At 60.9% G+C, this 13,266-nt stretch carries 8 protein-coding genes and 3 rRNA genes (1 of these 11 running past the window's edge); 5 read left to right on the forward strand and 6 right to left on the reverse strand.

Annotated elements, in window-relative coordinates; all coding sequences use genetic code 11:
• From ABX298_RS11295 to rrf (ABX298_RS11305), 3 genes are all read left to right on the forward strand, one after another.
• A 23S ribosomal RNA gene (locus ABX298_RS11295) occupies positions 1-879 on the forward strand (it extends 2,012 nt beyond the left edge of the window).
• A 136-nt stretch (positions 880-1,015) separates the two neighbouring features.
• A 5S ribosomal RNA gene (gene rrf, locus ABX298_RS11300) occupies positions 1,016-1,131 on the forward strand.
• A 109-nt stretch (positions 1,132-1,240) separates the two neighbouring features.
• Positions 1,241-1,356: ribosomal RNA gene (gene rrf, locus ABX298_RS11305) — 5S ribosomal RNA — on the forward strand.
• Positions 1,357-1,490: 134 nt separating this feature from the next.
• On the opposite strand, the gene ABX298_RS11310 is transcribed toward rrf (ABX298_RS11305), so the two are convergent.
• From ABX298_RS11310 to ABX298_RS11325, 4 genes are all read right to left on the reverse strand, one after another.
• Positions 1,491-3,905, reverse strand: a complete 2,415-nt coding sequence (locus ABX298_RS11310) for a TonB-dependent siderophore receptor (protein WP_367394392.1) — start codon at positions 3,903-3,905, stop codon at positions 1,491-1,493.
• Positions 3,906-4,201: 296 nt separating this feature from the next.
• Positions 4,202-5,158 carry a FecR family protein gene (locus tag ABX298_RS11315; RefSeq protein WP_317410543.1) on the reverse strand — a complete coding sequence of 319 codons (957 nt, stop codon included), beginning with the start codon at positions 5,156-5,158 and terminating at the stop codon, positions 4,202-4,204.
• Positions 5,159-5,162: 4 nt separating this feature from the next.
• Complete coding sequence (locus ABX298_RS11320; RefSeq protein ID WP_084785104.1) at positions 5,163-5,666, reverse strand: sigma-70 family RNA polymerase sigma factor; 504 nt, start codon at positions 5,664-5,666, stop codon at positions 5,163-5,165.
• A 110-nt stretch (positions 5,667-5,776) separates the two neighbouring features.
• The gene (locus ABX298_RS11325; RefSeq protein WP_025337254.1) at positions 5,777-6,466 is read right to left on the reverse strand and encodes a GntR family transcriptional regulator; all 690 of its coding nucleotides are present in this window, start codon (positions 6,464-6,466) and stop codon (positions 5,777-5,779) included.
• A gap of 204 nt (positions 6,467-6,670) precedes the next feature.
• On the opposite strand from ABX298_RS11325, the gene lapG reads away from it, so the two are divergent.
• Positions 6,671-7,432: a cysteine protease LapG gene (gene lapG, locus ABX298_RS11330; RefSeq protein ID WP_204249928.1), complete on the forward strand. Its 762-nt coding sequence runs from the start codon at positions 6,671-6,673 to the stop codon at positions 7,430-7,432.
• Positions 7,433-7,442: 10 nt separating this feature from the next.
• Positions 7,443-9,389 carry a cyclic di-GMP receptor LapD gene (lapD, locus tag ABX298_RS11335; RefSeq protein ID WP_367394393.1) on the forward strand — a complete coding sequence of 649 codons (1,947 nt, stop codon included), beginning with the start codon at positions 7,443-7,445 and terminating at the stop codon, positions 9,387-9,389.
• 160 nt (positions 9,390-9,549) lie between these two features.
• Here lapD and ABX298_RS11340 read toward each other — a convergent pair whose 3' ends face one another.
• Together ABX298_RS11340 and ABX298_RS11345 are read right to left on the reverse strand one after the other, a co-directional pair.
• Positions 9,550-10,926: an HlyD family type I secretion periplasmic adaptor subunit gene (locus tag ABX298_RS11340; RefSeq protein WP_038407794.1), complete on the reverse strand. Its 1,377-nt coding sequence runs from the start codon at positions 10,924-10,926 to the stop codon at positions 9,550-9,552.
• Positions 10,916-13,072, reverse strand: a complete 2,157-nt coding sequence (locus ABX298_RS11345) for a type I secretion system permease/ATPase (protein ID WP_025337258.1) — start codon at positions 13,070-13,072, stop codon at positions 10,916-10,918. Before ABX298_RS11345 ends, ABX298_RS11340 begins: the two co-directional genes overlap by 11 nt.
• Positions 13,073-13,266: the final 194 nt, after the last annotated feature.

The following is a 13,266-nucleotide window of genomic DNA, read 5'->3' on the forward strand; positions in this document are numbered from 1 at the left end:
TGTGAAGATGCAGTGTATCCGCGGCTAGACGGAAAGACCCCGTGAACCTTTACTATAGCTTTGCACTGGACTTTGAATTTGCTTGTGTAGGATAGGTGGGAGGCTTTGAAGTGGGGACGCCAGTTCTCATGGAGCCATCCTTGAAATACCACCCTGGCAACTTTGAGGTTCTAACTCAGGTCCGTTATCCGGATCGAGGACAGTGTATGGTGGGTAGTTTGACTGGGGCGGTCTCCTCCCAAAGAGTAACGGAGGAGTACGAAGGTGCGCTCAGACCGGTCGGAAATCGGTCGTAGAGTATAAAGGCAAAAGCGCGCTTGACTGCGAGACAAACACGTCGAGCAGGTACGAAAGTAGGTCTTAGTGATCCGGTGGTTCTGTATGGAAGGGCCATCGCTCAACGGATAAAAGGTACTCCGGGGATAACAGGCTGATACCGCCCAAGAGTTCATATCGACGGCGGTGTTTGGCACCTCGATGTCGGCTCATCACATCCTGGGGCTGAAGCCGGTCCCAAGGGTATGGCTGTTCGCCATTTAAAGTGGTACGCGAGCTGGGTTTAGAACGTCGTGAGACAGTTCGGTCCCTATCTGCCGTGGACGTTTGAGATTTGAGAGGGGCTGCTCCTAGTACGAGAGGACCGGAGTGGACGAACCTCTGGTGTTCCGGTTGTCACGCCAGTGGCATTGCCGGGTAGCTATGTTCGGAAGAGATAACCGCTGAAAGCATCTAAGCGGGAAACTTGCCTCAAGATGAGATCTCACTGGGATCTTGAATCCCCTGAAGGGCCGTCGAAGACTACGACGTTGATAGGTTGGGTGTGTAAGCGCTGTGAGGCGTTGAGCTAACCAATACTAATTGCCCGTGAGGCTTGACCATATAACACCCAAGCAATTTGCGCGTAAGAAGCCAAATTGTGGTGGTGAAGACGAAATAACCGAAAGTTCGTAAGACCACAAATTCACATATCCGAATTCGCTGGGCTGTCCATCTGGACATTCTGGCAACAGAATTTCTTGACGACCATAGAGCATTGGAACCACCTGATCCCATCCCGAACTCAGCAGTGAAACGATGCATCGCCGATGGTAGTGTGGGGTTTCCCCATGTGAGAGTAGGTCATCGTCAAGATTCATTTCGCAAAACCCCTATCTGCGCATGCAGGTAGGGGTTTTGTCTTTAAGTAGGAACTACAGAGATTCGCAGGTACGTCCGAGGGACGGGCCAGCACACAGAATTTCTTGACGACCATAGAGCATTGGAACCACCTGATCCCATCCCGAACTCAGCAGTGAAACGATGCATCGCCGATGGTAGTGTGGGGTTTCCCCATGTGAGAGTAGGTCATCGTCAAGATTCAAATCCAAAGCCCCTGTCTGCGATGCAGACAGGGGCTTTGTCTTTTCCGGGGGGCGCACTTTCAGGCGAGCGCGCTTCCCGTGTAGGAGCGGCCTTGTGTCGCGATCGGACGCGCAGCGACCACCCTAGAGTCAGAACTGATAGCTGACCGTGGCACTGATATTGCGCTCTTCACCCATGTAGCAGTAGTTCAGGCTTGCACACGAGGTGATGTAGCTTTCATTGGTGAGGTTATTGGCGTTCAGGCGTACATCCATCCCCCGGAGGCCGATCTTGCCAAGGTCATAGCCGATCGAGGCGTCGAACAGGGTATAGGAGGGCACCTTCATGCTGTTTTCCGCATCCACCCAGCTGTACCCCACATACCGCACCCCACCGCCCAAGCGCAGGCCATCCAGGGCCCCCTGGTGGAAGTTGTAGTCAGCCCAAAGCGAGAACATCTGTTTCGGTGCCTGGGTTGGCGAATTGCCCTTGTTATCCAGGTTGCCAGACACCAGGCTGGGCATCGACTTTGCGTACTCGATATCGGTAAAGGTATAGCCGCCCAGCAGCTTCAAGCTGTCGGTCAGTTGCACATGGGCCTCCAGCTCCAGCCCTTGTGAGCGCACTTGCCCTACAGGGCGATAGAAGTCCTCGTCAGGCTGCTTCGAGGCCAGGTTCTCCTGCTCGATGCGGAAAACCGATGCGGTGAACAGGTTGTCGCTACCCGGCGGCTGATACTTGATGCCAGCCTCCCATTGAGTGCCCTCGGTCGGTGCCAGAGGGCGGCCTTGCTGGTCGGATACGGTATTGGGGTTGAACGACTCCGAGTAGCTGACATAGGGCGCAATACCGTTCTCGAACAGGTAGAGCACACCTGCGCGGGTAGTGAACCTGGAGCGCTGGTCACTGACCTTGGTGTTGCTGTCGCGATTCTCCTCGGACACCTTCACCCAGTCCTGGCGCAGCCCCAACGAGAAGCGCCATTGGTTCAGCTCCACCAGGTCCTGCAGGTAAACGCCCGTTTGCTGCAAGCGCCGCTGGTAGCGGTTCTCGCCCAGCACCTGAAGGTTGCCGTTGCCGTACTGCGGGTTGCCTGCATCCAACGGATCGACTGTGCCATAACGCCAGGCCACGTCAGCCTTGCGTCGCTGGTAGTCGGCGCCCAGCAGCAAGGTGTGTTTGGCGGCCCCGGTGAAGAATTCCGCCTGCAGCATGTTGTCGATGATGTACGAATGCAGGCGTTCGTCGCCGCCGGTATAGGCGCGGTTGAGGATATTGCTGTCGGCATCCGCCCAACCGGCGGAATACACCTGGTCCATCGACACGTCGGAATCCTGATAGCGGAAGTTCTGGCGTGCCGTGAACACATCGTTGAAGCGATGCTCGAACTGGTAGCTGAAGGACTGTTGCGTACGCTCGTAGTTGTCGATACCCGGCTCGCCTTCGAAGAAGTGGTCCGACAGGCGCAAGCCGTTGCGTTTGTGCAGCATGCCATCTGCTGGGTTACCGCCGTGATAGCCGCCGTTGGGGTCGTGTTGCAGGTAGGCCTGCAGGGTCAGCGAAGTGTCTTCGCTGAAGTCGATGCTGACGGCCGGCGCGATGGCGTAGCGTTCTTCCTTGTTGTGGTCGAACTGCGTGTCGGAAGCATCCGCCAGGCCTGTCAGGCGATAAGCGATACGTTTGTCGTCATCCACGGGGCCGCTGAAGTCGAAACCCATGCCACGCTGGCCTTGGGTACCGATGGTGGCCTGGACTTGATGGTAGGGGGTAAACAGCGGCTTCTTGGTGGTCAGCGCCACCAGGCCTCCTGGCGAGCTACGGCCATACAGTACCGAAGACGGTCCCTTGAGAATATCGATGCGCTCCAGGAAGTATGGGTCCACCTGCATGGTGCTGTAGGTGCCGTTGTCTCCCATCGACTTGAGCCCGTCGACGTAGATGTTGTCCACCGAGCCGTCGTTGAAGCCACGCATGGCCCCATAGTCATAACGATGGGTCGCCCCGTAGGGGTTGGTCAGTACCCCAGGTGTGTAGCGCATGGCTTGGGCAACGGTTTGTGAGCCTTGGTCGTCCATCTGCTGTCGGGTAACCACCGAGACCGATTGTGATGTCTCGACCAGTGGCATGCTGGTCTTGGTCGCCACTTGGCTATGGGTAGCGTTGTAACCCTCCGTGCTGCCCAGTGCATTGCCGAGGGTGAAGCTACGGATATCGGTGTCTGGCAATGACAATGCAGCGCCTTGGGGTTGTGCCTGCAGCACGTAGCTCCGGCCGTCCTGGCTGACGGCTTCCAGGCCGCTGCCATTGAGCAACTGGTGCAGTGCCTGATCGGTTGGGTATTGCCCCTGCAGGCCGTTCGACTGCAAGCCTTGGGTGAGCTGGGGTGTGCTCGACAAGGTAATGCCAGCCTCGCGGGCGAACTGGTTGAGCACGTCATCCAACTGGCCGGCTGGGATCGCATAGTGGTGGCTCATCTGGGCCGTTTCAGCTGCCATGGAAAGTTGCGTGACGGCTGTAAGGCCCAAGGCGGTGCCAAACAGGGCAGCCCGGACTGCTTTGCGCAAAGGCGCTGAGTGCAAGATAGGTCGAAAATCATTCGCGTTGAAGGTGCGCGTGTGCACGGGGGCGGTAGGCATGAGGGGTCCGTTGAAGTATGAGGGCAGGAGGTGTCGCTTACTGTCCTAGCCGGACCGGCATTCAAAACCCGTCAAAAAAGTTATTGGGGCCGCTACGCGCCCCATCGCCGGCAAGCCAGCACCCACAGGTATTGCATAGCCCTCAGGCCTTGTGCGATCCCTGTGGGTGCTGGCTCGCCGGCGATGGGCTGCATAGCAGCCCTGAACGCAATAGCCCCATCAGTTCAGGCCAGCCCCTCCACGCGAACCCACCAGCGTGTACGTTGACGAAGCCGCACGGGCAGCGTCCGTGGTAGCAGTTGCAGCAGTTGCTCCGGGTCTTCGAGGCGGAATACACCCGACAAGCGCAAATCGGCAATATCGTCGCTGCAGCCCAGATAGCCATGGCGATAACGGCTGACCTGCGAGAGGAAGTCGAACAGGCGTATGTCCCGGGTGACGATCAGGCCCTCGGTCCAGGCCATCGCATCCATGTCCACCTGCTCGAGCCGGTGTGTACCCTGTGCATCCAGGCGCCAGTTCTGGCCGCTTTCGATCCATTGCAGCGGGCCAATGCCAGGCCGGTGTATCGCCACCCTGCCATGGCTGACACTGACCTGCGTGCAGTCGCTGTCCTGGCGCGCCACAAAGCGCCCTTCGAACCCTTCCAGTAGCGCGTCACGAGTTTGTACAAGCAAGGGACGCTGCGGGCTGCAGGCAATCATCAGTTCCCCCTGCTTCAGGCGGACCAGGCGCTGCTGGTCATTGAAGGCCAGGTCGACGGCACTGTGGGTATTGAGTTGCATAAGCGAGCCATCGGGAAGTGCAAAGCTGCGTCGTTCGCCCGTGCCGGTGGCGTAGTCCGATGTCCAGGCGTTGACCGCATCGAGGTCTTTTCCCAGCCATGCCGCCGTCCCCACCATGGCAACGCCACCAAGCAGCTTCAACGCCTGCCGACGGTGCAGCCGGCGCTGGCTGGTCTCCAGGGTCTGCAAAGCCAGCCCGGCGCCAGGGACGGCACGCAGGTCGAGGTCCTGATGCAGGTGAATCACCCGTTGCCAGGCCTGTTCGTGTTCGTGGTGGGCAGCGCGCCATTGCCTGCACTGTTGCTGCAAGGCAGGGTCATGCCCGCTCTCCCGCAGCCTCAGCATCCACTGGATGGCCTGTTTGACCGCTGTTGCGCCAGGCTGTGCGGCGGTCATCATGTCAGCACTCGTCGGTGTAGCGCAGCAGGTAGCAATGGTAGAGCGCGTCGGCGATGTAGCGCTCCACGGTACGTACCGAGATGCCCATCTGGTCGGCGATGGCCTGGTGCTTCAGCCCCTCGCATTGGGCCAGCAGGAATGCGCGGCGTACTTTGGGCTTGAGGCCTTCGAGCATGCGCGCGATGCGCTCCAGCAATTCCAGCAGCAGCTCACGGGTTTCGGCCGAGGGGGCCTGTGCTTCCGGCAACTGTGCCAATGCCTCGAGATAGGCCCTGTGCAGTTCCTCGCGCCGCCAGTGGTCGATCACCAGCCCGCGCGCGACCGTCCGCAGGAAGGCCCGTGGCGTGTTCAGTTGCAGGTTTTCGCGACGCTGCAACAGGCGCACGAAGGTGTCCTGGGCCAGGTCTGCGGCATCGGCGGCGTTGCCCAGCTTGCTGCGTAGCCAGGCATGCAACCAGCCGTGGTGGTCACTGTAGAGCGTTTGCACGGAATCGTTGCTGGGCATGGGTGAGGGCGCTGCCATCAATGGACATGAATGATAATTAGTCTCATTGTTGGCGGGGTCCGATCATTTTGCAACCCAGCCGACTGCACCATGCGTGCAGTCACTACCCGCTAGCGCCCCAGTTGCGTATCCAGATACTTGCGGATTACCCGCGATGCGTTATTCAGGTGCCGTTCCAGCACCGCTACCGCTTCGTCCACCAGCTTGTCGCCAGCCGCATCCGCCAGTGCGTTGTGATCGTCCTGGGTGAGCTTGCCCAGGCCCATGGACGAAAGATGAAACCGCAGGAAGCGCTCTTCCTCATTCAGTTCGTCCTCGATCAGGCGCAGAAGCTTCTTGTTCGGCGCCTTGTTGTACAACGACATGTGGAACAGGCGATTGAGGCGGCCGATTTCAGCGTGACGGGTTTCATTTTCCAGTTGCTGGATGTACCCGCGGGCGCTGGCGATGTCGCTGGCATCGAGCAGCGGAATGGACTGGCGCAGCGCCTCGGTCTCGAGCAGCACGCGCAGGGCATAGGTGTCCACCGCGTCCTCGCCGATCAGCGGCGCAACCACCGCACCCTTGTGCATCTCCACTTTCAGCAGCGATTGCGCTTCGAGCTGGCGCAGGGCCTCGCGCACGGGCATGCGGCTGACACCGAACAAGGTGGCGAGCTCTTGTTGTCTTACGGCAGTACCTGGAGGCAAGCGGCCATCAAGAATGGCACTGCGCAGGCGTTCTTCGATCACGCCACGGGCCTGGTGCGGCAACAGCTGCTCGCTGGCCAGCACATTGCTCAATTTGATTTTCTCGGCCACGCGACGTCTGCCTCAACGATGACTAAAGTTGGATCCAATGACACTAGTAACAGCTCTTTGGGGTGTCAAACCTTTACCGGTAATGGAACCGGCGCCCCAAAAGCGCGGCTATGGTGGATGAAGTCGCCGGGCAAAGGAAGCGGCCTATGGAAGGTTATAACCAGAAAGTGTAGGTCGGGTGACCGGCGGGTGCATGATTGCAGGGTGCCATTGTCTTTTGCCGTGGCAAGCCGCACCATCGCTGCTTTCGACTGGCCTGAACAGGGCTTCGCAGTGGCGATATCCTGGATGCTCAAAACCGTTGTGCAACGTGTCGGCCTTGCTGCGCTGCTTGGCAGCCTGCTGCTGGGCGGCTTGCACGCGGATTGGGACTTTTCCCAGATCAGCCGCAAGTCGCAGGCCCTTTATGGCCCCTTGGGTGCCGGACAGGGCCGGATCGATGCCTGGCAGAACCTGATGGCCACGCAGAAGCAGGGTACGGAGCTTGAGCGATTGCAGGTGGTCAACCGCTTCTTCAACCAGCAATTGCGCTATGTCGAGGATATCGACCTGTGGCATGAGGTCGATTATTGGGCCACGCCGGTGCAGGCGCTGATCAAGGGCGCAGGGGACTGCGAGGACTACGCCATCGCCAAGTATTTCAGTCTGCGGCGCATGGGCATCCCCAGCGAAAAGCTGCGCATCACCTACGTCAAGGCGCTGCGACAGAACCGGGCGCACATGGTCCTGACCTATTATTCAAGCCCACAGGCACAACCATTGGTGCTCGACAGCCTGATGGATGCCATCAAGCCGGCCAGCCAGCGTACCGACCTGCTGCCGGTGTACGCCTTCAATGGTGAGGGCTTGTGGCTGACGGGTGCCGCGGGCAACAAGAAGGTCGGCGATACCAAGCGGTTGTCACGCTGGCAGGATTTGCTGAAGAAAATGCAGGCCGAAGGGTTCCCGGCCGAGCCGGTCTACTGAAGGAGCACAGATGTCACTGTTCAAACAATTGCTGTTGGCCATTTGCCTGTTCCTGGTGGTCGCCTTCAGTGGCAGTTTCATGGTCAGCCTGGAAAGCTCGCGCAGCCAGTACGTCAACCAGTTGCGCTCGCACGCCCAGGATGCGGCGACCGCGTTGGCGCTGTCGCTGACGCCGAATATCGATGACCCGGCGATGGTCGAGCTGATGGTCAGTTCGATCTTCGACAGTGGTTACTACGCAAGCATCAAGGTTGTCGACCTGGGTTCCAATGCTGTGCTGGTGGAGCGCCACGCCGAGCCGGACCCCGGCGGTGTGCCGCGCTGGTTCGTGCACCTGATCGGCTTGGAAGCCGCCGGTGGCGATGCCATCGTCAGCCGCGGCTGGCAGCAGGCCGCACGCGTTGAAGTAATCAGCCACCCGATGTTCGCCATTGCCAAACTCTGGCAGAGCGCCCTGGGCAGCCTGGGTTGGCTGCTGCTGTGTGGCGCGGCCAGTGCGGTACTCGGCGCCTTGCTCTTGCGTCGCCAGTTGCGGCCGCTGGACTACATGGTCGAGCAGTCCCACGCCATTGCCCGCCGCGAATTCCTCAGCCTGCCCGAGTTGCCGCGCACGCCGGAGCTGCGCCGGGTGGTACAGGCGATGAACCAGATGGTCGAGAAGCTCAAGGCACTGTTTACCGAGCAAGCCGAGCGCAGTGAGCGGCTGCGTGCCGAGTCCTATCAGGACAGCCTGACCGGGCTGTCCAACCGCCGTTATTTCGAGATGCAGCTGAACACGCGGGTGAGCAATCTGGAAGAAGCGCGCGCCGGCTACCTGCTGTTGCTGCGGGTCCAGGGGCTGGCGGCGTTGAACGCCCGTCTTGGCGGCCAGCGTACCGACCAGTTGCTACAGGCCGTGGGTGAGCAGTTGCGTCGCACCTGTGCCAGCTACCCGGAAACCAACGACCTGATTTCCCGCAGCCGTGGGGGCGAGTTCGCCGTGCTGGCGCCGGGTATGGTGCATGAAGAGGCGGTACAGCTTGCCCAGGCCCTGGAAGCGACGCTGCACAGCCTGCACGAAACGGGCGCCAGTGATATCGACCCGGTGGCTTGTATCGGCCTGGCGCCGTTCAGCCCCGGTGATTCACCGCAGGCATTGCTGAAGCTTGCCGACGAGGCCCTGGCCCGCGCCGAGAACCAGCCAACACCGGGTTGGGTATGCCTTGAACAAGGCGTGGCTGCAGTTGCCGCGGATAGCCAGCATGTCTGGCACGAGCGGCTGGACCAGGCGTTCGACAATGGGCATTTCGAACTGTTCTTCCAGCCAGTGGTGGATTGCGCTTCTGCGCAACGGGTACTGCACCACAAAGTGATTTCGCGTTTGCAGGATGGCCAGGGCGAGGCGCTGCCGGCCGGCCGTTTCTTGCCCTGGCTGGAGCGCTTCGGCTGGATGCCGCGGCTTGATGTGCTGGTGTTGGAGAAGGTGCTGGCGCACCTTCGAGGGCATGACCAGGTGTTGGCACTGAACCTGTCTGCCGCCACCCTGGCCGACCCCAAGGCCCTTCAGCGTGTTTTCGAGCTTCTGGGCCAGAACACGGCGCTCGGCCCGCGGCTGGTTTTCGAAATTGGCGAGGAGCAGTTACCTGAGCAGGCGGCCCTGGAGCAACTCACCCGGCGCCTGCACGCGCTTGGCTTCGGCCTGGCGCTGCAACGCTTTGGTGGGCGTTTCAGCATGATTGGCAACCTGGCGCACCTGGGCCTGGCGTACCTGAAGATCGATGGCAGCTACATCCGCAACATTGATCAAGAGCAGCACAAGCGGCTGTTCATAGAAGCGGTCCAGCGCGCCGCGCACAGCATCGACCTGCCGCTGATTGCCGAGCGGGTCGAGACGGAAGGTGAGCGGTTGGTGTTGCGGGAGATGGGTGTAGGCGGGATTCAGGGGCAGTTGGTTGGTGAGCCTGCCCCCTGGCGCTGAGGGCATGCGGTCCCTTGTAGGAGCGGCCTTGTGTCGCGAAAGGGCTGCAGAGCGGCCCCAGGATTTCAGCAAAGATGCATAAATCGCTGGGGCTGCTGTGCAGCCCTTTCGCGACACAAGGCCGCTCCCACAGTGTGGGTCGCGGCGATGAGTGTGCTTTTTAACGCTCGCGCAACGCTTCCGAACGCGCCTTCATGATCGGCTTGAGCAGGTAGCTCATGATGGTCTTCTTGCCGGTCATGATATCGACCGTCGCCACCATCCCCGGAATGATCAGCAGCGGCTTCTCGTCAGTGCCCAGGTGACTGCGGTCGGTGCGCAGCTTGATGAGGTAGTAGGTGGTCTTCTTGTCTTCATCGGTGATGGTGTCGGCACCGATCTGCTCCAGCTTGGCCTTCAGCCCACCGTAGATGGTGTAGTCATAGGCCGTGAACTTGACCGTCGCCTCCTGCCCAGGGTGCAGGAAAGCGATGTCCTTGGGCAGGATCTTCGCCTCGATGACCAGTGAGTCGTCCAGCGGCACGATTTCTATGATGTCGCTGCCCGGCTGGATTACCCCGCCGATGGTATTCACCAGCAGTTGCTTGACGATACCGCGTACCGGTGAAGTAACCATGGTGCGGTGCACGCGATCATCCAGCGCCTTGCTGGTCGCCGTGGCCTTGTTCAGCTCGGTGCGCGCTTCGTTCAATTGGGTCAGCGCTTCGCTGCGGAATTTGCCACGGGTCTCTTCGATCTTGCTTTGCACCTCGCGAATGGCCGCCTCGGCACGCGGGATGGCCAGCGCCGTGGAGTCCAGCTGACCGCGGTTCTCCACTTCGGCGCGGCGCAGGCGCAGCACCTCAACCTGGGAGATCGCACCGGTGGCCACCAGGGGCTCGGACATGCTGATCTCCTTGCGCAACAATTGCAGGCTGTTGGCGTACTGGGCACGTTTCGAACTGTATTCGCGCAGTTCCTGCTGGCGCTGTACCAGCTGCTGTTGCAGGCCACCAATCTCGTCCTGCAGTTGCTGGCGCCGGCTCTGGTACAACGACTCTTCACTGGCCGCCTGGCTTGGCGCGGCCTTGCGCAGCGCTTCGTCGATCTTCAGCGGGCTGTCCTCGACCTCGGCACTCAGGCGCTCGACGCGCAAGGCCATGGCCAGGCGGTCGGCCTCGGTTTCACCCACGTTGGAGGCGAAGCGGGTTTCATCCAGGCGCAGCAATGGCTGGCCCACTTCGACGATCTGCCCTTCCTTGGCGAAGATCTCGGCGACGATGCCGCCCTCCAGGTTCTGGATCTTCTGCACCTTGGACGACGGAATGGCCTTGCCTTCACCCCGCGTAACTTCGTCGATGGGCGCTACGCTGGCCCACACGATCAGGAACACGAAGAACAGGATCACGCCCCAGATGGTCAGCCGCACGACCCGCGGCGCATCCTCGATCAGGGCCTTGTTGACCTCTGGCAGCGGCTGGCCGCCCAGTGAATCGGAACCCTTGAAATAGCGCCGCAGGCCGTCCTTGAATTGCCCCACATCCAGCTTATGCAACACTGATCTGCCCCTTCTTCAGTGCATCCATGACCGCGGCTTTCGGGCCGTCGGCGACAATCTGCCCGCGATCGATCACGATCAGCCGGTCCACCAGCGACAACAGCGAGGCACGGTGTGTGACCAGCAGCATCGTCTTGCCTTCCACCACCGCCTGCAGGCGCTGCTTGAGGCGTTCTTCGCCGGTGTTGTCCATGGCGCTGGTCGGTTCGTCCAGCAGCAGGATCTGCGGGTTGAGCAACAGCGCGCGGCCCAGGGCGACGTTCTGCCGCTGGCCACCGGACAGGTTCTGCCCGCGTTCACCCACCTGCAACTCGTAGCCGTCCGGGTGCAACCGGGCGAACTCATGCACACCTGCCAGTTCGGCAGCTTGCAGAATCAACTCATCCTCGATGTAGCGAGCCCCGCTGACCAGGTTATCGCGCAGAGTACCGGCCAGCAGCTGGATGTCCTGGGGCACGTAGCCGATGTTGTGGCGCAGTTCGCTGACGTCGATCTGGCGAATGTCCACGCCATCGACCAGCAGCGAGCCGCTATCGGCCTCGTACAGCCCGACGATGAGCTTGGCCAGCGAGCTCTTGCCCGAGCCACTACGGCCGATAATGCCCACCTTCTCGCCGGGGCGGATGGTGAGGTTGATGTTCTTCAAGGCCTGATTCTGTTGGTTCGGGTAGGTGAAATCGACCCCCCGGAACTCGACGCTGCCCTGCAGCACCTTGCGGCTCAGCGGGCGTTCTTCGAAGTTGCGTTCTTGCGGCAGTTCCATCATGTGGTCGGTGGAGACCATGGTCACCTTGGCTTGCTGGTAGCGGGCGAGCAGGCCGTTGAGCTGGCCCAGCGGGCCGAGGGCACGGCCGCTGAGCATGTAGCAGGCCACCAGGCCGCCCATGCTCAGGTTGCCGTCGATGATCAGGTACACGCCGACGCAGATCATCGCCACGCCTGCCAGTTGCTGGATCAGCAGGGTGATGTTCATCGCCAGGCTCGACAGCACCTTCACCCGCAGTTCCAGGCGGCTGAGGGTACCCAGGGTCTGCTCCCACATGTACTGGCGTTCGCTTTCGGCGTTGTTGACCTTTACCGCATCCAGGCCGGCAAGGGTCTCGATCAGGCTGGACTGGCGCTCCGAGGCCAGGGCCATGGTCCGTTCCATGGTCGCCATCAGTGGCCGTTGCAGGGCGTAACCGATGCCCAAGGCCAGCGGGAAGGCGATGATCGGGATCCACACCAGGTGCCCGCCAATGATGGCGATGACGATCAGGATCAGAACGGTGAACGGCAGGTCGATCAGGCTGGTCAGGGTCAGCGAGGCGAGGAAGTCACGCAGGCCCTGGAATTCGTGAATGTTCTGGGCAAAGCTGCCGACCCTGGCCGGGCGGTACTTCATCGACATGCCGACGATACGTTCGAACAGCGTTGCCGAAATGATCAGGTCGGTCTTCTTGCCAGCCAGGTCCAGGCACAAGCCGCGCAGGCCCTTGAGGATCAGGTCGAAGATGTAGGCACCGGCGATGCCGATGGCCAACACCCAGAGGGTCGAGGTGGCCTGGTTGGGCACCACCCGGTCATATACGTTCATCACGAACAGTGGCGCGGCCAGGGCGATCAGGTTGATCACCAGGCTGGCGGCGATGGCGTCGATATATAGCCACTTGCTGCGCAGCAAGGTATCGCGGAACCACGACTTCGCCCGCGGGATGAGGTTGCCGTGGTTGACGTCGAACTTGTGCTGCGGCTGGGCGAAGAATACCCGGCCACTGTAATCGCTTTGCAGGGCTTCGCGGCTGACATGCACCTCGCCGCCATCGCTCTCGCTGAGCAGCAGGCGCGCGGTGTCTTCGTTTTCCCAGCCCAGCAGCACGGCGCTGCGGCCTTCCTTGAGCAGCAACATGGCTGGCATTGCGATGCTCGGGATCTGCTCCAGCTTACGCTGCAGCAGTCGCCCCTGCAGGCCGGCCCTGGCAGCAGCGCGGGGCAGCAGCTCGGGGCTCAGGCGCTGGGCCGGCAGCGGCAGGCCGGTGGTCAGCATGACCCGGCTCGCGGGTTTCTGGTGCAGAACACACAGGCTCAACAGACTATCCAGCAGGGGATCGTCATGCTGACTGCGTGGATCGTGGCTGAGTTGGACTCGACTGACTTCGGATTCCACGCGGCTCTTCATCCTTGTGGTGGGTGGGGTGGGTGTGCCGCCGTTCAGGCTGGCTCACCCTGGCGTTCAATGGCGCTGCCAGGCAGTGGTCATGAGGCTACGGCACCCTGGCGCTTGGGCAACCGGCCAATGGTCGCCTTGAATCGGTATTGAGTAAACAATTCTACGGTCTTCATTCCTGGCAGACGATGCTG

This window comes from Pseudomonas sp. X4, assembly GCF_040784925.1.
In the GTDB taxonomy this organism is placed as follows: Bacteria; Pseudomonadota; Gammaproteobacteria; order Pseudomonadales; family Pseudomonadaceae; genus Aquipseudomonas; species Aquipseudomonas putida_Z.